This window comes from Streptomyces sp. NBC_01445 (assembly GCF_035918235.1).
Taxonomy (GTDB): Bacteria; Actinomycetota; Actinomycetes; order Streptomycetales; family Streptomycetaceae; genus Streptomyces.
Genome location: NZ_CP109485.1, coordinates 2,535,062 through 2,557,780 on the forward strand (window position 1 = coordinate 2,535,062; position 22,719 = coordinate 2,557,780).

Genomic DNA, 22,719 nt, shown 5'->3' on the forward strand with positions numbered 1-22,719 from the left:
CATACCCCAGATGCTGTGCTCGGCGCCGCCCGCCTGTCCCGCTCGCAAATACGATTCCGGCTCTGGCGTGCAGCTTCTCCACGCGGGGCAACGGCCTCCACGGCGCTTGGGATGATCCTTCGATGTCGCTGTCGATCGTCACCACGCTGGTCCGGAATCTGATCAAGGTGCCCGCTGCCGTGTTCCGCAGCCACCTGGCCAAGGATGCGGAGGTGTTGGCGTTGCGGCACAACAACGCCGTGCTGCGCCGCCAGATCGCCCGGGTCCGCTACGAGCCCGCCGACCGGATCTGGCTCGCCGTCCTCTCCCGGCTCGTCCCGCGGGAGCACTGGCGTCAAGCCTTCGCAGTCACCCCCACCGCACTGCTGCGCTGGCACCGACCACTCGTTGCCCGGACGTGGACTTTCCCCCGACACTGCCGCCCGGGCAGACCCTCCACCGCATCCACCGTCAAACAGCTCATCCTGCGCCTGGCTCGGGAGAACAACAGCTGGGGCCACCGCCGGATACAAGGCGAACTCGCCCGCCTCGGCCACCGTATGGGAGATCCTGCATTCCTCGGGAGTTGGCCCCGCCCCGCAGCGCTCCGGCCCCACCTGGCGTCAATTCCTCACCACCCAGGCCCACGGCATCATCGCCGCCGACTTCCTGCACCTCGACACCGTGGCGCTCAAGCCCCTGTACGCCCTGATCTTCATCGAACACGGCACCCGCCGCGTCCACCTCGCCGGCGTCACCGCCCACCCCACCACCGCGTGAACCGTCCAGCAGGCCAGGAACCTTGCCATGACGCAGGGGCACCGGATGGACTCCCTGCACTTCCTCCTCCGGGACCGGGACAGCAAATACACCCGCACCTTCGACGCCGTCTTCGAAGCCAACGACGTGGAGATCCCGCTCAGCCCGCCGCAGGCGCCCAAAGCGAACGCGATCTGCGAGCGAGTCGTGGGCGCCCTCCGCCGCCAGCTCCTCGACCGCATGCTGATCTACAACGAGGCCCATGCTCGCGCAGTCCTGGCCGAATACATCAGGCACTACAACGGGCACCGCCCCCACCAGTCCCGGCAGCAACTGCCCCCGGACAGCGCCGAACCGGCCACCCCGGCCACCGTCACCGACCTCCAGGCCCACCGGATCCGGCGTCAACGCCTCCTCGGAGGCCTGATCAACCAGTACCAGAGAACCGCCTGACCTAAGGCCTCGCCGCAGCTCACAGCACCGGATCATATTTTCGAGCGGCGCAGGACCCGGCTCGAGCTGACGACCGCGGCCGAATGACTCTTCGGTCTTCGTGGTGGACCTGCTGGACTCGTATTCCAGCACAACCGGGTGGAGCAGCGCCTGGTGACCTTGGCCGCTCCTCCCCTACGACGTGCTGCGTCGTGCCCCGGGGTTGGCGCCGCAATGCTCCTCACTGCCGCTCCTGCTTCCGCCTCCGCAGCGTCCGAACGGTTCCGCTGCGACTCAGTGACCGCCGAAGGCCACATGCTGACCCATGTCGCAGCAGCGGTCGGTGTACTTGGCCTGCTGACCGTCGTGCCCGGCCCGGACATGGCCGTGGTGACCCGGCGCGCTCTCTCGGCGGGGCCCGCGGACGCATTGCGGACCGTGGGCGGGATCGCGTCCGGGCTGCTGGTCTGGGGCGCGCTCACGATGGCCGGACTCGCCGCCGTGCTGGCCGCCTCGCCCTCGACATATCTGACCGTCAAGCTCCTGGGCGCCGGCTTCCTGGTGTTCCTGGGCGCGCAGGCACTGTGGCAGAACCGCCCCGCCGCGCCCGCCATCGCAACCCGTCCCGGCAGTACCGGGGCCCGGCCCACGGGGAGCCCATGGCGGACGGGACTGATCAGCAACGTTCTCAATCCGAAGATCGCCGTCTTCTACACCGGGTTGCTCCCCACGCTGGCGCCGCCCCGACTTCCGGCAACCTTGGCCATGACGCTCCTCGTCGTCCTCCACGCCGCACTCACGCTCGCCTGGATGGGCAGCTACGTGTTCCTGCTGTCCAAGGGCGAGCGGACCCTCGAGAAGCCGCGGATCCGCCGCGCTCTGGGGCGGACCACAGGCGTCGTGCTGATCGGCTTCGGCCTCGCGGTCGCGACCGCCTCCGTCTGAGCTCGGACCGGGGTTTCCCCACCCTGTACCGGACTGGAGGAGCCGAGCACGATGCGCTGGGAAGCACTCCTGGTGGCCGCCACTGGTCTCCGGCTCGGCGCCGGCATCGCCTGGACCACGCTCATTCCCCTCGCCCGCGGCCTCACCGGTGCCGCACCTCAAATCTCCGCCGGCGCGGCGGTCGCCTTGGTGGCCGACACGGTCTTCCTCGGCCTGGCTGCCACCGGTCTGCCCACGCGTGCGCTGCTCCGCGGCCACCCCACGGAAGCGGCGGCCGGACGGCAGTGGCCGTTTACGTGCGACCCGGGGCATTCGCGGTGCTCCGGGCCGGGTTCGTCGGCGCGTATGAACAGGCGGCCACGGATTCGTCGGCATGGACCAACAGCGGTGCCTGATCCCCCTCCTAGGGTCGCACTGGAGACCAGCAGGTGCTCCAGTGCGTCCTCGACGAGGAGACGAAAGCGTGCAGACACTTTTGCGTGGCGGCCGTGTCATTGATCCGGGAACAGGGTTCGACGGCATCGCCGACGTCCTCGTGTCCGACGGCGTGGTCAGAGCTGTGGCCGCGGGGCTCGACGTGCCACCGGGATGCGAGGTCGTCGACGTCACGGGGTTGGTCGTCGGTCCGGGGTTCGTCGACCTGCACAGCCACGTGCACTCCGTCGCGGGGCAGCGGCTGCAGGCCATGGACGGTGTGACGACGGCCCTCGACCTGGAGTCGGGCCTCATGCCCATCGGGCGTGCGTACGCCGAGGCCGCCGCGGACGGACGCCCGCTGCACTACGGCTTTTCCGCCTCGTGGGGCGGCGCCCGGGCCCAGGTGCTCGCCGGTATTCAGCCCGACGCACAGATCGGGAGCGGCCTCGCGGTGCTGGGAAACCCCGCATGGCAGCGCTCCTCCACCGATCGTGAACTCGCCGAATGGCTGGCCCTGATCGAGGGTGAACTGGCCGCAGGAGCGCTCGGTATCGGAGTCCTCCTCGGGTACGCGCCGCACAGTGATCCGGCCGAGTTCCTCGCCGTCGCCCGGCTCGCCGCGAAGGCCGGTGTGCCGACGTACACCCACGTCCGTGAGCTGGTCGAGGTGGATCCCGGCACTCCGGCGGACGGCTCCGAGGAGATCGTCATCGCCGCGGCCGAGACCGGCGCCGCGATGCACCACTGCCACGTCAACAGCACGTCGGGCCACCACATCGACCGGGTACTCGGCGCGTTGGACGGCTCACGGCGGTCGGGATCCCGGGTGACGGTCGAGGCCTACCCCTACGGGGCGGGCAGCACCGCGATCGGCGCGGCCTTCCTCGACGCCGAACGCCTGCGGATGAAGGGCCTGTCCCCGTCGAGCGTCGTGATGCTCGAATCGGGGGAACGCATCGCCGACGAGGGGCGCCTGCGGCAGTTGCGCAACACTGACCCCGGGGCGCCCTGCATTCTGGAGTTCCTCGACGAGGGCAACTCGTGCGATCTCGCGATGCTGCACCAGGCGCTGGCCTTCCCAGACGCGATCGTCGCCAGTGACGCGATGCCGGTCTACTGGCCCGACGGCAGCAACGACAGCACCGAGTGGCCGCTGCCGCCCGGGGGAACGACGCACCCACGCACCGCGGGAACGTTCACCAAGACGCTGCGCGTGATGGTGCGGGAGAGCGGCGCCTGGGACTGGCCGGAGGCGTTCCGGCGCTGTGCCCACCTGCCGGCGCGCGTCCTCGACGACGTGGCGCCGGGCGCGCGGGGGAAGGGACACCTCGGCGTCGGCGCGGACGCCGACATCGTCGTCCTCGACCCGGTGACGATCACCGATTGCGCGACCTACTTCGACTCCACGCGGCCGTCCGTGGGCGTGCGGCACCTGTTCGTCGGTGGTGTTCCGGTGGTCAGTGCGGGGGAGCTTCAAGTCGACGCGCTCGCCGGACAGCCGCTGCGAGGTGAGCCGCGATGACGGCGACGCGTTCCGAAGCGACGGTGGAGGCGCTCCTCGCCGACATCGAGACCCTGGTGCGGTGCGAGTCGCCGTCCTCCGATCACGAAGCCGTCGCCCGCAGCGCAGACGTCGTGGCGGCGCTGGGGCGCAGGCTGCTGGACGCGGAACCGGACCGCGTGGTGATCGACGGGTGTACGCATCTGAGGTGGCGCTTCGGCGAGGCGCCGCGTGTGCTGCTGCTCGGGCACCACGACACCGTGTGGCCCGCCGGATCGCTGGAGACGCACCCGTACTCCGTCCTGGACGGAGTGCTGCGCGGGCCGGGCTGCTTCGACATGAAGGCGGGCGTCGTGATGGCGCTGCACGCCGCCGCGGCCGCCGGGAACCGCTCGGGTCTTTCGGTCCTCGTCACCGGCGACGAGGAGATCGGCTCCCCGTCGTCGCGGCGCCTGATCGAGGATGAGGCTCGCGGCTGCGAAGCGGTCTTCGTGCTGGAGGCGTCGGCCGACGGCGGAGCGCTCAAGTGCCGCCGCAAGGGCGTCTCCCTGTACCGGATCGACGTGGACGGCCGGGCCGCGCACGCCGGGCTCGAACCGGAGAAGGGTGTGAACGCCGGAGTGGAGGTGGCGCACCAGATCCTCGCCGTCGCCGCACTCGCCGACGCCGAACGGGGTACGACCGTCGTGCCGACGGCCCTGTCCGCCGGTACCACGACCAACACCGTTCCCGCGCGTGCCGGCGTGGCGGTCGACGTACGTGTGTGGGACGAAGCGGAACAGCGGCGGGTCGATCAGGCCGTGCGGGACCTGAGGCCCGTACTCGACGGCTCGCGGATCCGGATCTCGGGTGGCATCAACCGCCCGCCGCTGCAGGCGGACGCGTCCTCGGGGCTGTTCGACCTCGCCGCGACGCTCGCTGCCGAACTCGGTCTCGGAAATCTCACCGCCGCCGCTGTCGGCGGTGCCTCGGACGGGAACTTCACCGCCGGACTCGGGGTCCCCACCCTCGACGGCCTCGGTGCCGTGGGCGGCGGTGCGCACGCCGACGACGAACATGTCGTCGTCGCCGAACTGCCGCGGCGCACTGCCCTGTTGACCGCCCTGATCGACGCCGTGTCGGCGAAATGAGCTCCGTGCGCCACGACGAACGCGGCGGACAACCCTGGCGCGGCACCACCGTGGCCCGCCAGGCAAGCCCGGAAAGGACAGTCCCGTGACCCATCTTGCGACACATGAGTCAGCTCTGGTTTCCCCGGCTGTGAGTGCAGCCGCGCTGGCCGCCGCGACCGCTGCGGCCGCCGCCTCACGTGTGGAAATCCGGGACCTGACCGAGGTGTCCGACCTGACCGAGGTCTGCCGGCTCTTCGCCTCGATCTGGCAGCCGGGCGCCGGTGCCCAACCGGTGACGACCGAGCTGCTGCGGGCGATGGCCGCGGCGGGGAACTATGTCGCGGGGGCGTATGAAGGGGACGAGCTCCTGGGAGCCTGCCTCGGCTTCTTCGGTAGCCCGGCCAAGGCGAGCCTGCACAGTCACATCGCCGGGGTCGCGCCGCGAGGCCTCGGCCGGGGGATCGGGTTCGCCCTCAAACTGCACCAGCGCGCCTGGGCGTTGCGCCAGCACGTCTCGCTGATCACCTGGACGTTCGATCCCCTGGTCCGGCGGAACGCGCATTTCAACCTGGCCAAGCTCGGCGCCGGTCCGGCGCGCTACCTGCCCGACTTCTACGGGCCGATGCGCGACGGCATCAACGGCGCCGGTGACACCGACCGGCTGATGGTCCGTTGGGACCTGTCAGGCCCGGTGGCCTCCGCCGCCTCGCTCGGTGAGCCCGCCCGGGTCGATGCCGACGCGCTGCGGGAGCACGGTGCGGCAGCCGCCCTGTCCGTCGCACCTGACGGGGGCCCGCTGACCGCAGTGGCCGACGGGCCGGTCGTCCTGGTCGGTGTGCCGTCGGACATCGAGACACTCCGGCGCACGGACCCGGGCCGGGGCCAGGCGTGGCGCGTCGCGCTGCGGGAGGTGTTGGGAGGCCTGATGGCGGAGGAAGCCAGGGTCGTCGGATTCGATCGTGCCGGATGGTACGTGGTCTCAAGGGAGAAGCCGTCATGAAGCCCAGTGGTGTGGAACTTCTGCGTGTGCAGATGCCGTTGGTGGCACCGTTCCGGACGTCATTCGGTACGCAGGACGTACGGGAACTGCTGCTCGTACGCGTCGTGACGCCGAACGGCGAGGGCTGGGGCGAGTGCGTCACCATGGGAGGGCCGCTCTACTCCTCGGAATACGTCGACGGTGCCGAACACGTGCTGCGGAACTTCCTGGTCCCGGCCCTGATGGAGGCGGGCGAGGGCACCGCGAGCCGGGTCGCGCCCCTTCTGGCCAGGTTCAAGGGTCACCGGATGGCGAAGGCCGCGCTCGAAATGGCCGTGCTCGACGCCGAACTGCGAGCACACGACCTGTCCTTCGCCGCCGCGCTCGGGTCCGCACGGGACTCCGTTCCGTGCGGGGTCTCGGTCGGCATCATGGACTCCGTCCCCCAACTCCTTGATGTGGTGGGCGGCTATCTCGACGCCGGCTATGTGCGGATCAAGCTGAAGATCGAACCCGGTTGGGACGTCGAGCCGGTGCGAGCGGTGAGGGAGCGTTTCGGCGACGACGTGCTGCTGCAGGTCGACGCCAACACGGCGTACACCCTGTCCGACGTGTCCCAGCTCGCCCGTCTGGATCCCTTCGAGCTCCTCCTCATCGAGCAGCCCCTGGACGAGGAGGACCTCCTGGGCCACGCCGAGCTGTCCCGTCGCATCCGCACGCCGGTCTGCCTCGACGAGTCGATCGTGTCCGCCCGCTCCGCTGCCGACGCGATCACGCTCGGCGCCTGCCGCATCGTGAACATCAAGCCCGGCCGGGTCGGCGGGTACCTCGAGGCGCGGCGGGTGCACGATGTCTGCGCCGCCCATGGGATCCCCGTGTGGTGCGGTGGCATGATCGAGACCGGGCTCGGCCGGGCGGCCAACGTCGCGCTCGCCTCGCTGCCCGGGTTCACCCTGCCCGGAGACACCTCGGCGTCGGACCGGTTCTACCGGACCGACATCACCGAACCGTTCGTCTTGAAGGACGGACACCTGCCGGTGCCCCAGGGGCCGGGCCTCGGTGTCACGCCGATTCCCGACCTGCTGGCGGAGGTCACGACCTCGAAGGTGTGGCTCGGTTCGTAGCACGCGACGAATTCGCCGTGAAATCCGGTCGGATCCGACCAACAGGTTTCGGTGCGCCCGGAGTTACCTTTGGGCGGTGCTGACACCGACGTCTGGCAAGCCACACACAAGCCTGGCGCGCGTCCTCGACGACCTCGGGGACGTGCTGCTGGAGTCGATCGCCGGCGGCGGGAGCACGCGCCGGCAACTGAGCGGCGTAGTCATCCACGACCCGCTCGACGAGGCGCAGTTCCCGGCGCGGGCAGTCGTCCTGGGTGTGGGCGTCCACGAACCGGACGACGTGGTCCGCCTCCTGTACGACCTCGGCAGCAAGGGCGCGGCAGCGCTCGTCGTCCGGTCACCGTTCACCGCGACCGTGGAGATCCGGCGGGCCGCCGACGAGTCCGGCGTCGCCCTGCTCGGACTCACCCGCGGAGCCTCCTGGGCGCAGGTCGCCGCCATGCTCCGCACCCTGCTCGTCGAGGGAGACATCGGCGACATCTCACCGCAGACGCTGGGCGGCATGCCGTCGGGCGACCTGTTCGCGCTGGCCAACGCCGTGGCCGCGCTCCTGGACGCGCCGGTCACCATCGAGGACCGCAGCTCACGCGTGCTCGCCTTCTCCGGCCGCCAGGACGAGGCGGACCAGTCCCGCGTGGAGACGATCCTGGGGCGCCAGGTACCGGAACGGTTCACCCTGGGCCTGGCGCGCAACGGCGTCTTCGAGCGACTTCATCGCGGCCATGCGCCCGTGTACGTCGATCCGCTCCACGACGAGTCGATGACCGTTCCCCGGGTGGCGCTCGCTGTGCGGGCCGGCGACGAGATCCTCGGCTCGATCTGGGCCGCGGTGCCCGGGCCCCTGTCCAAGGAGCGGACGCAGGCGCTGATCGACGCCGGAAAGCTCGTCGCGCTCCACATGTTGCGCCTGCGCGCGGGCGCCGATGTCGAACGCAGGCTGCGCGCCGATCTGGTGAGCACCGCGCTGGAAGGCGGCACCGGGGCACCGGAGGCGATTGCGCGGCTCGGGCTCGTGGGACAGCCCGCGATCGTGCTCGCCCTGGGGCTGTTCGGCGGATCGGAAGCCGATCCGTCGACGGAGGACGGTCTGCGCCGGGTCGCGGACCGCCAGCGCGTCGCCGACGCGCTGGCCATGCATCTGAGCGCGGTCCAGGCGCGCTCGGCCGTGGCGCTGGTGGGCGACGTGGCCTACGGCATCGTGCCGATGCCGGGGAGCCAGACGGACTGCCGGGAGCGGTCGGTCCGCGTCGCGTCGACCTTCCTCGAGCGCACCGGGCAGCGCGTGGACGCGGCGATCGGCATCGGCCCGCCCGCTCCCGACGGCTCCGTGCTCAGCCGCTCGCGTGACGGCGCGGACCGCGCGCTGCGGGTGCTGCTCGCCAACGGGGGCGCCCGGCGCGTGGCCACGGCGGAGGAGGTCCACGTCGACGCACTCATGCTGGACCTCGCCGACCTGGCCGCCGCGCGCGGGGACGTGGCGACCGGGCCCGTCGCCCGCCTGCTCGACTACGACGCCCGGCACCAGTCGCAGCTCGTCCACACGCTCTCGTGCTGGCTGGACGCCTTCGGCGACGTCGCCGCCGCTTCCGCCGCGGCGTACGTGCACCCCAACACCTTCCGGTACCGGCTGCGACGGGTCGCGGAGGTCGGTGAGATCAATCTGGACGACCCCGGCGAGCGGTTCGCGGCGATGCTGCAACTCCGGCTCCACCCTGCTCGCCACCACGAGTAGAAGCCGGAGGCCGCACCAGGACAACGTTCGTCCGCACCGCCCGAACACCACCTGAAGGTTTGTGGAACTCCACGAACCCGCTGCGTCACCTGATGTCCAGGATGGGCCATCAACCCCGACGCAACGGTACGGAGGTAGCCATGACGGCGGTGATCACCGAGGACACCTGGACACCGAAGCGGGTCAACCGGACGGCAACGATCACGATGGTGGTCATGCTGTGCGCCTGGTCGATCGACTACATCGACCGTTTCTCGATCAGCATGGCTCTGCCGTCGATCGGAGAGGAGTTCCAACTCGGCAAGACGGCACAGGGCTCGCTCGTCACCGTCTTCGCGCTGGTCTACATGATCTGCCAGATACCCGCCGGTTTCCTGGCCGATCGGTACGGCTCCCGCGGACCCATGCTGATCACGCTCGTGCTGTGGTCGCTGTTCACCGCGCTGACCGGGATGGCCGGCACATTCGGTCTGCTCCTGCTGTTCCGCGGTCTGTTCGGTGCCTGTCAGGGCGCTTTCCCAGCGGCGTCGTTCAAAGCCATAGCGGAACGGACGACACCGGCGAGACGGGGGACCGCCACGAGCGTGATGCTGTCCGCCAGCGGGATCGCCGGCCTCGCGCCCCTGCTCATAGCCCCGCTGCTGACAGGCATCGGCTGGCGGCACACCTTCCTCTGGATGGCGGGTTGCGGCGCGGCCATCGGTATCGGTTTGTGGGCGCTTTTGCCCAAGGCGTTGCCGGACCGGCTGAGCCGGCTCCCGCAGACGACGGTGACGACGCCCGCAGTCTCGCGCGCACAAGTACTCAGGTCACCGGCGGTGTGGAAGTTCGCGGTGCTGTTCTGCGCGATGAACATGCTGGGCTACGGCCTGACCACCTGGGTGCCCAGCTATCTGCTCGAGGCCAGACACCTGTCGCTGAACGAGACCGGGGTGCTGTCGGCGATCCCGAGTCTGGTGGGCTTCGCGACGACCATCTTCGGCGGCTGGCTGTTCGACCGGTACTTCCATGACAAGGCCAGGTGGTACCTGGTGTCCATCGCGACGGTGACCGCGGTCCTGCTCGTTCTGATGGTGTCGGCGGGCAGCGCGGCGACGTTCACTCTCTACGAGACCTTGGCCGTCGGAGTGTTCGGGATGGCGACGATGTGCGTCTTCGGCCTTCCGCTGCGGGTCCTTCCCACGGCGGTGGCCGGCCTCGGCGCCGGAATGACGAACTTCGGCGGCCAGGTCGCCGGCGTGATCGCGCCGCTGGCGATGGGCTGGCTGGCGGACGCGTTCTCCTACACCGCCGCGTTCGGCTTCCTGATCTGCACCACGCTGCTCACCGCGGTGATCGCGTTCTGGGTCCCGCAGCGAGCCGAACAGTTCAACTTCCCGCCGGCCGGAACCAAGGAGTCTGCCGGCACCAAGGAGTCGACCGGCACCAAGTAGTCGACCGGTGTACCCGGGAAACAGATCCCGTCCGGACAGAAATCCACCCCGACAGAGAGAAGGGACCCCATGGTCACCGAATCGGAACTGGTCGAGACAATCACCGGGCGGGCGGCGGAAGCCGGCGTCCAGGTATGGCTGCACGCGGCCGATCTGGACAGCCCGCGACACGTGGGCATCGACGCCGACGAGCCGGTGGTCACCGCGTCCGTGTTCAAGGTTCCCGTAGCAGTGGAACTTGCCCGGCAGGCGGCCGACGGTGAACTCGACCTCGCCGAGCGGATCACGGTGCCACCGGGACATCCGACCGCCAGTCCGTACGGCCTCGCGACGTTCCGCCACGACGTCACGATGTCCTGGTACGACCTCGCCGTCCTGATGATCGGCATCAGCGACAACGTCGCCACGGACCTGATCCTCGGGAAGGTAGGAAAGGCCGCGGTCGCCGGGACGCTGCGCCGGCTCGGCCTCCCGCACACGGCCGTCCCCCACGACTGCGGGGACCTGTTGCGCACGATCGGCGAGGACCTCGGGATCGACTACCAGGACGACGAACGGATCCTGGCCGCGATGCCTGCCGAACAACTCGCCAAGCTGCGCGCGTTGACACCCGAAGAGACCTGCCGGACCACCGCCGCGGAGAGCACCCGCCTGCTGGGCCTGATCTGGCGTGACGAAGCGGCACCCGCGACGGCGTGCGCCGACGTCCGGCGCTGGCTTGAACTGCAGGTGTGGCCGCACCGGCTGCGCTCCGGCTTCGCGGACGACGACGTCACGATCAGCGGCAAGACCGGCACGCTGCCCTCACTGCGCAACGAAATCGGCGTGGTGGAGTACCCGGACGGTGGCCGGTACGCGGTCGGCGTCTTCACCAGGGCCGTCGACGCCCGTTCGAGGGTTCCCGAGCGTGACGCCTTCATCGGGTTCGCCGCCGCCCGGGCGGTGGACTGGCTCAGGCGGTAACCCACAGCGGCGGCCGGGCGTTTCGTCGGTCGCGATGAAGGTTTCGGCAATTCTCGTCGTTTCTCACGAATCGGCCATGAGCGCACAGGTCATACCCTCCCGGAATCACCCGTTCTCCCTCGCCGAGACAAGAGGTGCACATGTCCGAACTCAATGAACTCCGTGGCTGGTTGGAAAGTCGCCTTCCCGAGTTGCTGGCCGAACACAAGGTGCCGGCCGCGTCGATCGCCGTATACGCGCACGGCGAGATGATCGACCGTGCGGCCGGAGTGCTGAACAAGAACACCGGTGTGGAGGCCACCGCGGACTCCGTCTTCCAGATCGGTTCGATCACCAAGGTCTGGACGACCACGCTGGCGATGCAGCTCGTCGACGAGGGCGCGCTCGACATCGACGCCCCGGTCCGGGCGTACCTGCCCGAATTCGCCGTCGGTGACGAGACGGCCTCCGCGAAGATCACCGTACGCCAACTGATGTGCCACACCTCGGGGTTCGAGGGCGACGTCTTCCTCGACACCGGTCGCGGGGACGACGCGGTGCACAGGCTCGTCACCCTCCTCGCCGACGTGCCCCAGCTGTTCGCGCCGGGCGAGATGTTCTCGTACAACAACGCCGCTTTCTGCGTACTCGGTCGCATCGTCGAGGTGCTGCGCGACAAGTCGTACGACGACTGCCTGCGCGACCACCTGTGCACGCCGCTGGGGCTGACCCACGTCGCCCCCAGCCCGTACGAGGCCGTCAGGTTCCGCGCCGCGTCTGGGCACCTCACGCCCGACCCCGACACCGAGCCGCAACCCGCGCAGGTCTGGGCGCTGCCCCGGTCGAACGCGCCCGCCGGATCGATGCTGGCGATGCGGCCGCGGGACCTTCTGACGTTCGCCCGGATGCATCTCGACGGGGGCAGGGGGCCCGACGGGACGGCGGTGCTCACTCCGGAGAGCGCGCTCGCCATGCGGCGCCGCGAGGTGGAACTGCCGGATCTCGGTCTGATGGGCGACGCCTGGGGACTGGGCTGGTCGCTCTTCGACTGGCCCGGCGGCACGGTGGTCGGCCACGACGGAGGCACGCTCGGCCAGTCGGCCTTCCTACGGGTGGCTCCCGAACACGACATCGCGGTGGCGTTGCTGACCAACGGCGGCAACCCGCTCCCGCTGTACGTCGAACTCGTCGGACGCGTGCTGCGCGAGCTGGCCGGAACAGAGATGCCGGCGCTCCCGGTGCCGGACGCCGACGCCCCCCGTGTCGAGACAGCGAGGTTCGTGGGCACGTACGCGTCGTCCGTCGGCGACACCGTCGTCAGCGAGGACGCCGACGGCAGGCTGTGGGCCGTGCGGACCCCGAAGGGAGTGTTCGCCGAACTCGACGGCGGTCCGCCGGAAAGGATCGAACTGGTCGCGTACGACGGCGACAGGCTGATCCCCGTGAAGCCGCAGCGCGGCATGCACATGGTGCACGCGTTCGTCGGGGACGACGGGACCGGGCGGGCGCGGTTCCTGCACACCGGCCGGGCCGATCGGCGGGTGAGCCGGTGAACGCCATCGCCGAAGAGATCGCCGCGGTCTTCGCCGAGGCGGGAGCGCAAGGGTTCCTGCACGCCCGTGAGATCGGGGTGACCGACGGCCCCGAGGTCGCCGTCGGCGCGGACGCCCCGGTGGTCCTGGCGTCGGTCTTCAAGATCCCGGTCGCGGTCGCCTACGTCCGCGAGGTGGCCGCCGGACGGCTGGACGAGACCGAACGGACCCGGGTCACCGCGCGCTACCGCGTCGGCGGGATCGGCACGGCCGGGTGCGTCGACGACGTGGAGATGAGCTGGCGCGACCTGGCGCTGTTCATGCTGACCATGAGCGACAACGCGGCCACCGACGTCGTGTTCCACCGGGTCGGACAGGACGCCGTGGACCGCGTGCTCACCGACCTCGGGCTGTCCCGCACGCGTATCCGCGGCTGCTGCGAGGACCTGTTCGCGTCGTTGCTGTCCGACCTCGGTGCCGGCGAAGGCGACGACGCGGAGGCCGTGCTCGCCGCGGCCGCCCCGGAACAGCTGTGGAAGCTGGCGGTGCTGGACCCGGCCAGGACGACGTCGTCCACCCCGCGGGAGATCACCCGGCTGCTCGACGCGATCTGGACCGACCGCGCGGCCGATCCCGGGGCCTGCGAGAAGGTCCGCGCGATCATGGGACGGCAGATCTGGCCGCACAGGATCTCGTCCGGCCTCGACACCGGGGTCCAGGTGGCGGCCAAGACGGGCACGCTTCCCGCGATCCGCAACGAAGCAGGTGTGCTGACCTACCCGGACGGCAGGCAGTACGCCGTCGCGGTGTTCACCCGCGCGGACTCCCTGGAGGACCGCCGGCCCGCTGTCGATACCTCGATCGGCAGGGCCGCCCGGCTCGCCGTGGACCATCTCCGCCACGGAGTGACGTCATGAGGCGCCGGGTCGTGCTGCTCGGCGCGCTGGCGCTGACGGTCAGCGCGTGCGGGGGAGTCTCGCAGTCCACACAGGGGCGGACCGCACACCAAAAGCTGGCGGACGGCAGGACCTTCACGCAGGCGATCGCGTCCGACCCCGGAAGCCTCGACCCGCAGATGACGGTCCTCTCGGTCGCCATCCAGACCGATCGCTACCTCTACGACTCGCTGCTCAACGTCGACGCCGCAGGAAAGCCCGTGACGGGACTGGCGGAGAAGTGGCGCGCCACGACGACGAAAGCCACCTTCAGCCTGCGGCGCGGCATCACCTGCGCCGACGGCTCGCCGCTGACCGCCGCGGACGTCGCGGCGAACATCAACTTCGTGGGCGACCCGGCGAACAAGTCCCCGTTCGCGGGGGTGACCATCGCGCCCGGAACGAAGGCGACCGCCGACAACGCGAGCCGCACCGTCACGCTCACCAGCGGAGCGCCGGACGCGTTCCTGCTGCGCAACGCGGGCCGGCTGCCGATGGTGTGCGCCGCGGGCCTGCGGGACCGTTCGCTGCTGGCCAAGGGCGGCGCGGGCACCGGCATGTTCACCGTCACCGAGGCCGTACCCAACGACCACTACACGCTCACCCGGCGCAAGGACTACACGTGGGGGCCGGGCGCGTGGAAGACCAACCAGCCGGGGCTGCCCGACAAGGTGGTCGTGCGGGTGGTCCCGAACGCCACCACCTCGGCGAACCTGCTGCTCTCCGGCGGCCTCAACGCCGCGGCCACGGTCGGGCCGGACAAGAAGCGGCTCTCCGCGCAGAAGCTGTTCCACGCCGACTACCTCGCTCCGATGGGAGAGTTGTTCTTCAACGAGGCTCCCGGCCGCGCCGGCCGGGACGAACGCGTCCGCCGCGCCCTGGTCCAGGCACTCGACCTGACGCAGCTCGGCAAGGTGCTCACCAGCGGCACCGGCACACCGGCCACGGGGATGGTCACGGCCGAACCCCGGGCCTGTACGGGCGACACCGTGAAGGGCAACGTTCCCGCGCACGACCTCGCCGCGGCCAGAACTGCGCTCGACGCGGCGGGCTGGCGCGTGGGCCCGAGTGGCGTGCGCGTCAAGGACGGCAAGCGGCTCGCCCTCACCATGATCTACGCGACGCAACTCGGGCCGACCATGGCGCCCACCGCCGAGCTGGCGCAGCAGACCTGGAAGAGCATCGGAGTCGACGTCAAGCTGAAGGGCGTCGACAGCTCCGGGCTCAACCAGGCGCTGTTCACCACCGGAGCGTGGGATGTCTCGATGACTCCCTTCGGCTTCGAACTGCCCAGCCAGGCAGTGCAGTTCATGTCGGGCAGGACGCCGCCGCAGGGCACCAACTTCGCGCACATCGAGAACGCCGGGTACGACTCTCAGGTGCGCCGGGCGTCGGCGCTGGTCGGCGACGACAGCTGCCGCGCGTGGCTCGCGGCCGAGACGTCGCTGATCAAGCGCGTCGACGTCGTCCCCTACGTCCACTCGGTCATCCCGTTCTTCGGCACCGGAGCGCGGTTCGAGGTCAGCGCGGGCTCCATCACGCCGTCGTCGATACGGATGTACGGCTGATGGCCACCGCTGCAGTGGCGGCCGCCTCGCGTGCCGGAATCCGGGGCGGCCCGTGGCTGCCGTTCGCACGGCGCAGGCTGCGGCGATTCCTCGTCGCGCTGTGGGTGCTGCTGACCACGGCATTCCTGATGATCCACCTGGTCCCGGGCGACCCGGTCCGGGCGGCGCTGGGAATGACCGCACCCACCGACCTGGTCGAGGCCCGGCGCCAAGCACTCGGCCTGAACGACCCGTTGTGGGTGCAGTACGGCCACTACCTCAGCAACCTGTTCACCGGCGACTTCGGTACATCGATGACGAGCAACCTGCCGGTGGCGCAGGTGATCGGCGACCGTCTGCCCGCGACGCTCGCGCTGGCCGTGCCGGCGTTCGTGGTGGTGGTCGCCCTGGCGATTCCGCTCGGCGTGCTGTTCGCGGTGTTGACCAGGGGCGGCAGACGGCGGGGCGTCGAGCTGGGATTCACCTCGGTGAGCGTGTTCCTGGCCGCCGTCCCTGAGTTCCTCGTCGCCGTCGGCCTCGTCGCGTTCTTCGCCGTGCGCCTTGGCTGGTTCCCGGTCGCCGGGAGCGGCGGCGCGAGCACGTTCGTGCTGCCGGTGACGGCACTGGCGACCGGGGCGACGGCGGTGCTGGCGCGGATCGTACGGGTGGAGATGTTGTCTGTGCTCGGCGACGACTTCGTCCGCACCGCCCGGGCGAAGCGGCTGCCCGCCCGGCTCGTGTACGTCCGGCACGCCCTGCCGAGCGCGCTGACCGCCACGCTGACGTTGGGCGGGCTGATGCTCACCGCGATGGTCGCCGGGACGGTGCTGGTGGAGAACGTCTTCGCCTGGCCCGGGCTCGGCTCGACGATCGTGCAGTCGATTCTGGCGAAGGACTATCCGACGGTGCAGGGCATCGTGCTCGTCTACGGCATCGGGGTGCTGCTGGTGAACCTGGCGGTCGACGTGCTGCTGGCGCTGCTCGACCCGCGCTCGACCATCCGGGAGAGCTGATGACGTCGACATCGCAGTGGAGAAGGCGCGGCTCGGCCTGGTCGGCGGCCGCGCGCACCCCGATGGGGGCGTGCTCACTGGCGCTGTTGGTCGCGTTGGCCGCACTCGCCATCCTGGGACCGGTGCTGTGGGGCGAGCAGGCGGCCGCGGTCGACACGAACGCGATCGGCCAAGGCCCCTCCGGGGCACACCTGTTGGGCACCGACTCGCTCGGCCGCGACATCTTCTACCGCACGCTCGTGGCCACCCGGTTCTCGGTCGAACTCGCGGTGATCGCCACGGCGGTCGGCGTCACGGTCGGTCTCCTGCTGGGTACCTTGCCGTCGGTGCTGCCGCGCCGGGCCGGCAGGCTGATCACCTCCGCCGTGGACATCGCGGTGGCGTTCCCGGGGCTGCTTCTTGCGTTGTTCTTCGCGGTCATCTTCGGCGTGGGCACCCGAGGCGCGGTCCTTGCGATCGCGTTCGCGACGGCGCCGGGCTTCGCCAGGCTGGCGCAGACACTCGCCGCGTCGGTGGCAGGGCGGGACTACGTATCGGCGGCGCGCATCGCGGGCGTCGGCCGGCTCCGGCTGCTCGTCCGGCACGTCCTGCCCAACATCGGCGAGCCGCTGCTGGTGAACGCCACCATCAGCGCGGGCGGGGCACTGCTCGCCTTCGCCTCGCTCTCCTTCCTCGGCATCGGCGTCCAGGCACCCCGATACGACTGGGGGCGGCTCCTGGGCGAGGGACTGGACGGGATCTACGTGAACCCGGCGGCCGCGCTCGCTCCCGGCGCGGCGGTGGTGCTCGCCGGTCTCGCGTTCAACCTGGTGGGCGAGACCGTCGCCGCGGTGGTCGGCGTACGCACCCCGACCACGCGGATCCCCGCCCGGCCGGCGCCGCCCGCCCGTCCCGCCACGGCCGAGGAACCCACGGCGAAGCCGGTGCTGTTGGTGGAGAACCTGCACGTGGCGTTCCCGCGTGCGGACGGGTGGACGGTCCCGGTGCGCGGCGTGAGTTTCACCGTGCGCGACGGTGAGGCGATCGGTGTGGTCGGGGAATCCGGATCGGGCAAGAGCCTGACCGGACTGGCGGTTTCGCGGCTGATCGAGACGCCGGGTGTCGTGACCGCGGACCGGCTTGAGTTCGCGGGGACTCCGCTCCTGACGACCCCGGAGCGGGAGTTGCGCGAGTTGCTCGGCACGTCGCTGGCGATGGTCTTCCAGGATCCGACGAGCTCGTTCAACCCGACCCGGCGGATCGGCCGCCAGCTGGCTGAGGCATCGGAGCAGCACCACGGCCTCAACAGGCGCGAAGCCTTCGCCAGAGCCGTGGACCGGTTGCGCGAGGTGCGCATTCCCGCCGCGGAACGACGTGCCCGGCAGTACCCGCACCAGTTCTCCGGCGGGATGCGGCAGCGCGCGATGATCGGCATGGGGCTGATGGGCGAGCCGAAACTGATCATCGCCGACGAGCCGACGACGGCGCTGGACGTCACCGTGCAGCGCCAGGTGCTGCGCCTCCTCGCGCGGACGAGGGAGACCGAGAACGCGGCCATCCTCCTGATCAGCCACGACATCGCGGTCGTCGCGCAGACCTGTGACCGTATGCTCGTCATGTACGCGGGGCGCGTCGTCGAGGACCTCCCCACCGCCGACCTCATGTCTGTACCGAGACATCCCTACACCCGGGCGTTGCTGGCCGCGACGCTGGAACTGGACACCGACCGCGACGAGCCGCTGGCCGTGGTCCCCGGCCGCCCGCCCGAGCCGGACCAGGTGCCCGAGGGGTGCGCGTTCGCCGCCCGCTGCCCGGTGGCGACGGACCGGTGCCGGAGCGAGGACCCGGTACTGGAGCGGGTCGACCGGGCACACCGGGTCGCCTGCTGGCATCCGAAAGGCGCCGTCGCGCGGGAGTCCGGCCGGGAAGCCGCCTACGGAGGTGCCGAATGAGCGCGCTGGTGTTTGACGAGGTGAGCGTGCGCTACGGCGCCCGGCGCGGAGGCCTGACCGCAGTGGACCAGGTCAGCCTGACCGTGCCCAAGGGACAGGTGGTCGGGCTGGTCGGGGAGTCGGGATCAGGCAAGTCGACGCTGGCACGGGCCGCGGTGGGCCTTGCACCGGTGAGCGCGGGCCGCGTCCTGCTCGGCGGCGTGGACGTGAAGAGCCTGCCGCGAAGACGGCCGCTGCAGATGGTGTTCCAGGACCCGTACTCCTCGCTGGATCCGCGGATGAGCATCGGTGAGTCGATCACCGAGGCCCTGCCGCGCGGCGCCCACGCCGGGGCCGCGGGCCGGCGGGCCGAGGTGGCGAGACTGCTCGAACTGGTCAACCTCGACCCGGACCGGGCGGGGATGCTGCCGAAGCACCTGTCAGGCGGGCAGCGGCAACGTGTCGCGCTTGCCCGCGCGTTGGCCGGGCAGCCGCAGGTACTGATCGCCGACGAGATCACGTCCGCGCTCGACGTGTCGGTGCAGGGCGCCGTGCTCAACCTGGTCCGCGCACTGCAGCGACGACTGGACCTGTCGATGCTGTTCATCTCGCACAACCTGGCCGTGGTGCGCTATCTCAGCGACGTGATCGCCGTGATGTATCTCGGCCGCATCGTGGAGATGGGCCCCGCCCAGCAAGTCCTCGACGACCCGCAACACCCCTACACGCGCGACCTGCTCGCCGCGGCCCCGTCCGCCCGCACCGACCTGTTCGACGACCCCGGTGACGGCGACGGCATCGGAGACACGGAACCGCCCGACCCGCACCACCCACCCACCGGCTGCCGCTACCACCCCCGCTGCCCGATCGGCCCGCTCACGCACACCGAGCGCACCCTCTGCCTCAGCTCCGACCCGGCCGACGACGCGGTGACCCGCCGGCACCGAGCGGCCTGCCACTTCTCCCCGAGCGTCAGCGAACAGCCCGCAATCCCACGAGGAGGCCTCCTGCGATGACCCGACGCCTTGGCATTGATGATCTGTACGAGTTGACAGTCCCCGAGCAGCCGAGTGTTTCGCCGGACGGAAGCCGGATCGTGTACGTGCTGCGCGCCGCCGACCGCGACGGCGACCGGGACGTGCGGGCGCTCTGGCAGGTCGCCGCCGCGGGCGGCGAGGCGCGGCAGCTCACCCGGGGCACGACCGACACAGCACCGACATGGTCGCCCGACGGCACGCGTATCGCGTTCCTGCGTGCCCGGGACTCGGCCCCGCAACTGTGGTTCCTGCCCACCGCCGGGGGCGAGGCCGAGCAGGTGACAGAACTCCCGCTGGGCGCCGGCGCACCGGTCTGGAGCCCGGACGGCAACAAGGTCGCCTTCGCGGCGCCGGTCGACCTCGCCGCGGCGGACGGCGAGGACGCAACCGCACGCGCACGCTGGGCGCATGCCCCGGTCGTGGCGGACAGGCTGGACTTCAAAGCCGATGGCACAGGTCTGGTACGGACCCTGCGCAGGCACGTGCACGTCCTCGACGTAGGCACACGGGAGATCCGGCAGGTCACATCGGGGGACTGGAACGCGGGCGATCCCGCCTGGTCCCCCGATGGCACCCGGCTGGCGTTCCCCGGCGCCCGCGAGCCCGACGCCGACCTCACGCTGCGGTCCGCCGCCTACGTCCTCGACCTGAGCGAGCGCGCCGCCGAACCGCAGGCGACGGGCTCCGGCGACGGCACGGCAGCCACGGTCACCTGGACCCCTGACGGTCGGGCGCTGCTGGTCGTCGGGCGGGGGGACACCGAGATCGGGAACACCAAACTACTGCTGGTGCCGCTGGACGGCGGCGACACCATCGACCTGACGGCTGCCCTCGACCGGAACGTGATGCCGGGCGGCCCCGGCTATCCCGGCGCGGCGCCACGCCCGACAGCGGACGGCCGCGTGCTGTTCTGCGTGCGGGAGCGCGGCTGCACCCACCTCTACTCGGTCGACCTCGACGGCGGCGCGCCGCGACCAGTCGTCGGGGGCGCGGGGAACACCGTCGGCGACCTGGCCGTCGCGGGCGACACCGTGGCGATCCTCCTCGCCACGCCGTCCTCGTTCGGCGAGATCGCGACGGTCGGCCTCGCCGACGGGACGGTCGAGGCGCGCACACACCACGGCGAGAGCGTCGCCGACGTCGAGCTGTTCGCCCGTGAGGAGCGGGAGTTCACGATCTCCGACGGCACCGTGGTCCATGGCTGGCTGATGCGCGACCCGGCCCGTACCGGCCCTTCGCCTCTGCTACTGGACATCCACGGCGGCCCGCACAACGCATGGAACGGCGCGGCCGACGCCACCCACCTCTACCACCAGGTGCTCGCCACGCGCGGCTGGGCGGTGCTGCTGCTCAACCCACGCGGGAGCGACGGCTACGGCGAGAAGTTCCTCACCGCGGCGCTCGGCGCGTGGGGACAGGCGGACGCGCCTGACTTCCTCGAACCACTGGATCACCTCGTCGCCGAGGGGGTCGCCGACGCCGACCGGCTGGCCGTGTCCGGCTACAGCTACGGCGGCTTCATGACCTGCTACCTGACGAGCCGCGACAACAGGTTCGCGGCTGCGGTCGCGGGCGGGGTGGTCAGCGATCTGACCAGCATGGCGGGCACCTCGGACGCAGGCCACTACATGAGCGTGCGCGAACTGGGCGGCACCCCGTGGGCCGAGGAACAGCCGTACCCGCAGCAGTCGCCGCTCACCCACGTCGACCAGGTCCAGGTACCGACGCTCATCGTGCAGGGCGCCGACGACGTGCGCTGTCCCGTGGGCCAGGCGGAACAGTGGTTCACCGCGCTGCGTGAGCGGGGCGTCCCGGCCCGGCTGGTGCTGTACCCCGGCAGCTCGCACCTGTTCATCCTCGACGGCAGGCCCTCGCACCGGGCCGACTTCAACCGACGCGTCGTCGACTGGGTGGAGCGGCACGCAAGGCCCAAGGGAAGCGCGGCGCGGGTGCCGATCGACGCCGCGCACTGGCAGCGGCGGCTGAGCGAACTGGCTTGCGCACATCGGGTACCCGGAGCGGCGCTCGGCATCCTGCGCATCGGCGGCGACGGCGCCGACGAGCTGGTGCAGGCGAGCCACGGCGTCCTGAGCAAGAACACCCGCGTCGAGGTCACCGACGACTCGCTGTTCCAGATCGGCTCGATCACCAAGGTGTGGACGACGACCGTCGTGATGCAACTGGTCGACGAGGGGCTGCTCGACCTCGACGCGCCGATAGCGGACGTCCTGCCCGAGCTGCGACTGGCCGATCCGGGGGTGGCGAGGCAGGTGACCATGCGCCATCTGCTGACCCACACCAGCGGCATCGACGGCGACGTGTTCACCGACACCGGCCGTGGCGACGACTGCCTGGAGCGCTACGTCGACCAGCTCGCGGGCGTCGGACAGAACCACCCGCTCGCGGCGACCTTCTCCTACTGCAACTCGGGATTCGTCCTCGCCGGCCGGGTCATCGAGAAGCTGACCGGCAAGACCTGGGACCTCGCGATGCGCGAGCGGCTGTTCACCCCGCTCGGCCTGAGCCACACGATCACGCTGCCGGAGGAAGCGCTGCTGTTCCGCGCGGCGGTCGGCCATCTCTCGCCCGGCGGCGGCGAGCCGACGTCCGCGCCGGTCTGGGGGCTGCCGCGCTCGGTCGGTCCCGCCGGTCTGGTCGGCGCGGCGACCGCGGACGTCCTGGCGTTCGCCCGGCTGCACCTGACCGGCGGGCTGGCACCCAACGGCGAGCGCCTGCTCGCGCGGGCGTCGGTGGACGCGATGGCCGACAGGCAGACGAACCTGCCCGATCCGCACAGCATCGGCGACTCCTGGGGCCTGGGCTGGATACGTTTCGACTGGGACGGGCACCAGGTCATCGGCCACGACGGCAGCACGATCGGCCAGGCGGCGTTCCTGAGGCTGCTCCCCGAGCAAGGACTCGCGGTGGTGCTGCTCACCAACGGCGGCAGTCCACGCGACCTGTACGAGGAGCTGTACCGGGAGATCTTCTCGGAGCTGGCCGGGGTGGCCATGTCGCGTCCACTCGAGCCGGCCGCCGAACCTCCCGCCGTGGACGCGCGGCGGCACGCCGGTGTGTACGAGCGGGCCGGGGTGCGCGCCGAGGTTCTGCTGACCGGGGAAGGGCTGCGCCTGCGCCAGACCCTCACCGGTCCCCTGGCCGAACTCGCGCCGGATCCGACGCAGGAGTACGACCTGGTACCGGTCTCCGACAGCCTGTTCGCGTTCCTCGCGCCGGAATCACGGACCTGGACCCCGGTCACGTTCTACACGCTGCCCACCGGCGAGCCGTACGTGCACTACGGGGTGCGGGCGGCCCCGAAGGTGGCCTGACCGTTCACGGCCGGCGTCTGCGGCTGCGATGTGGAAGGGCCCGCTCGACCAGCCGTCC

15 protein-coding genes and 1 pseudogene are annotated in these 22,719 nt (G+C 70.9%); all 16 read left to right on the forward strand.

The window, feature by feature from the left end:
- Positions 1-122 precede the first annotated feature (122 nt).
- The 16 genes and pseudogenes from OG574_RS11840 to OG574_RS11915 all read left to right on the forward strand — a co-directional run bounded on the left by OG574_RS11840 (position 123) and on the right by OG574_RS11915 (position 22,661).
- Positions 123-1,191 (forward strand): annotated as a pseudogene (locus OG574_RS11840) (integrase core domain-containing protein).
- A 294-nt stretch (positions 1,192-1,485) separates the two neighbouring features.
- The gene (locus OG574_RS11845) at positions 1,486-2,115 is read left to right on the forward strand and encodes a LysE family translocator (RefSeq protein ID WP_326773169.1); all 630 of its coding nucleotides are present in this window, start codon (positions 1,486-1,488) and stop codon (positions 2,113-2,115) included.
- Between the two features lie 463 nt (positions 2,116-2,578).
- A complete protein-coding gene (locus tag OG574_RS11850; protein ID WP_116507060.1) occupies positions 2,579-4,054 on the forward strand; it encodes an amidohydrolase family protein in 1,476 nt (491 codons plus the stop codon).
- Complete coding sequence (locus OG574_RS11855; protein ID WP_326773170.1) at positions 4,051-5,163, forward strand: M20 family metallopeptidase; 1,113 nt, start codon at positions 4,051-4,053, stop codon at positions 5,161-5,163. Before OG574_RS11850 ends, OG574_RS11855 begins: the two co-directional genes overlap by 4 nt.
- Before the next feature lie 130 nt (positions 5,164-5,293).
- Entirely contained in the window at positions 5,294-6,145 is an 852-nt protein-coding gene (locus OG574_RS11860; RefSeq protein ID WP_326773171.1) for a GNAT family N-acetyltransferase, read from the forward strand.
- Positions 6,142-7,248 (forward strand): o-succinylbenzoate synthase, encoded by a 1,107-nt coding sequence (gene menC, locus OG574_RS11865; RefSeq protein ID WP_326773172.1) that lies wholly within the window; start codon positions 6,142-6,144, stop codon positions 7,246-7,248. The genes OG574_RS11860 and menC overlap by 4 nt, the downstream gene beginning before the upstream one ends.
- A 76-nt stretch (positions 7,249-7,324) precedes the next feature.
- Positions 7,325-8,980 carry a PucR family transcriptional regulator gene (locus OG574_RS11870; RefSeq protein WP_266850917.1) on the forward strand — a complete coding sequence of 552 codons (1,656 nt, stop codon included), beginning with the start codon at positions 7,325-7,327 and terminating at the stop codon, positions 8,978-8,980.
- A gap of 140 nt (positions 8,981-9,120) precedes the next feature.
- On the forward strand, positions 9,121-10,413 hold the full coding sequence (locus OG574_RS11875; RefSeq protein WP_326773173.1) for an MFS transporter: 1,293 nt from the start codon (positions 9,121-9,123) through the stop codon (positions 10,411-10,413).
- Positions 10,414-10,482: 69 nt separating this feature from the next.
- Positions 10,483-11,376 carry a serine hydrolase gene (locus OG574_RS11880; protein WP_326773174.1) on the forward strand — a complete coding sequence of 298 codons (894 nt, stop codon included), beginning with the start codon at positions 10,483-10,485 and terminating at the stop codon, positions 11,374-11,376.
- 140 nt (positions 11,377-11,516) lie between these two features.
- Complete coding sequence (locus OG574_RS11885) at positions 11,517-12,908, forward strand: serine hydrolase domain-containing protein (RefSeq protein WP_326773175.1); 1,392 nt, start codon at positions 11,517-11,519, stop codon at positions 12,906-12,908.
- Complete coding sequence (locus OG574_RS11890; RefSeq protein ID WP_326773176.1) at positions 12,905-13,804, forward strand: serine hydrolase; 900 nt, start codon at positions 12,905-12,907, stop codon at positions 13,802-13,804. The genes OG574_RS11885 and OG574_RS11890 overlap by 4 nt, the downstream gene beginning before the upstream one ends.
- A complete protein-coding gene (locus OG574_RS11895) occupies positions 13,801-15,390 on the forward strand; it encodes an ABC transporter substrate-binding protein (RefSeq protein ID WP_326773177.1) in 1,590 nt (529 codons plus the stop codon). The genes OG574_RS11890 and OG574_RS11895 overlap by 4 nt, the downstream gene beginning before the upstream one ends.
- Positions 15,390-16,382 carry an ABC transporter permease gene (locus OG574_RS11900; RefSeq protein ID WP_326773178.1) on the forward strand — a complete coding sequence of 331 codons (993 nt, stop codon included), beginning with the start codon at positions 15,390-15,392 and terminating at the stop codon, positions 16,380-16,382. Before OG574_RS11895 ends, OG574_RS11900 begins: the two co-directional genes overlap by 1 nt.
- Complete coding sequence (locus OG574_RS11905; protein WP_326773179.1) at positions 16,382-18,313, forward strand: dipeptide/oligopeptide/nickel ABC transporter permease/ATP-binding protein; 1,932 nt, start codon at positions 16,382-16,384, stop codon at positions 18,311-18,313. The genes OG574_RS11900 and OG574_RS11905 overlap by 1 nt, the downstream gene beginning before the upstream one ends.
- A complete protein-coding gene (locus tag OG574_RS11910) occupies positions 18,310-19,308 on the forward strand; it encodes an ABC transporter ATP-binding protein (protein WP_326773180.1) in 999 nt (332 codons plus the stop codon). The genes OG574_RS11905 and OG574_RS11910 overlap by 4 nt, the downstream gene beginning before the upstream one ends.
- Positions 19,305-22,661, forward strand: a complete 3,357-nt coding sequence (locus tag OG574_RS11915) for a serine hydrolase (RefSeq protein WP_326773181.1) — start codon at positions 19,305-19,307, stop codon at positions 22,659-22,661. The genes OG574_RS11910 and OG574_RS11915 overlap by 4 nt, the downstream gene beginning before the upstream one ends.
- The last annotated feature ends 58 nt before the right edge of the window (positions 22,662-22,719 follow it).

What these genes read in the sequence shown, in the direction of transcription:
- OG574_RS11855 (WP_326773170.1), top strand. Translation starts at nt 4,051, where the DNA reads ATGACGGCGACGCGTTCCGAAGCGACGGTGGAGGCGCTCCTCGCCGAC.
- OG574_RS11880 (WP_326773174.1), top strand. Translation starts at nt 10,483, where the DNA reads ATGGTCACCGAATCGGAACTGGTCGAGACAATCACCGGGCGGGCGGCG.
- OG574_RS11895 (WP_326773177.1), top strand. Translation starts at nt 13,801, where the DNA reads ATGAGGCGCCGGGTCGTGCTGCTCGGCGCGCTGGCGCTGACGGTCAGC.
- OG574_RS11900 (WP_326773178.1), top strand. Translation starts at nt 15,390, where the DNA reads ATGGCCACCGCTGCAGTGGCGGCCGCCTCGCGTGCCGGAATCCGGGGC.
- menC (WP_326773172.1), top strand. Translation starts at nt 6,142, where the DNA reads ATGAAGCCCAGTGGTGTGGAACTTCTGCGTGTGCAGATGCCGTTGGTG.
- OG574_RS11845 (WP_326773169.1), top strand. Translation starts at nt 1,486, where the DNA reads ATGCTGACCCATGTCGCAGCAGCGGTCGGTGTACTTGGCCTGCTGACC.
- OG574_RS11905 (WP_326773179.1), top strand. Translation starts at nt 16,382, where the DNA reads ATGACGTCGACATCGCAGTGGAGAAGGCGCGGCTCGGCCTGGTCGGCG.
- OG574_RS11875 (WP_326773173.1), top strand. Translation starts at nt 9,121, where the DNA reads ATGACGGCGGTGATCACCGAGGACACCTGGACACCGAAGCGGGTCAAC.
- OG574_RS11915 (WP_326773181.1), top strand. Translation starts at nt 19,305, where the DNA reads ATGACCCGACGCCTTGGCATTGATGATCTGTACGAGTTGACAGTCCCC.
- OG574_RS11910 (WP_326773180.1), top strand. Translation starts at nt 18,310, where the DNA reads ATGAGCGCGCTGGTGTTTGACGAGGTGAGCGTGCGCTACGGCGCCCGG.
- OG574_RS11885 (WP_326773175.1), top strand. Translation starts at nt 11,517, where the DNA reads ATGTCCGAACTCAATGAACTCCGTGGCTGGTTGGAAAGTCGCCTTCCC.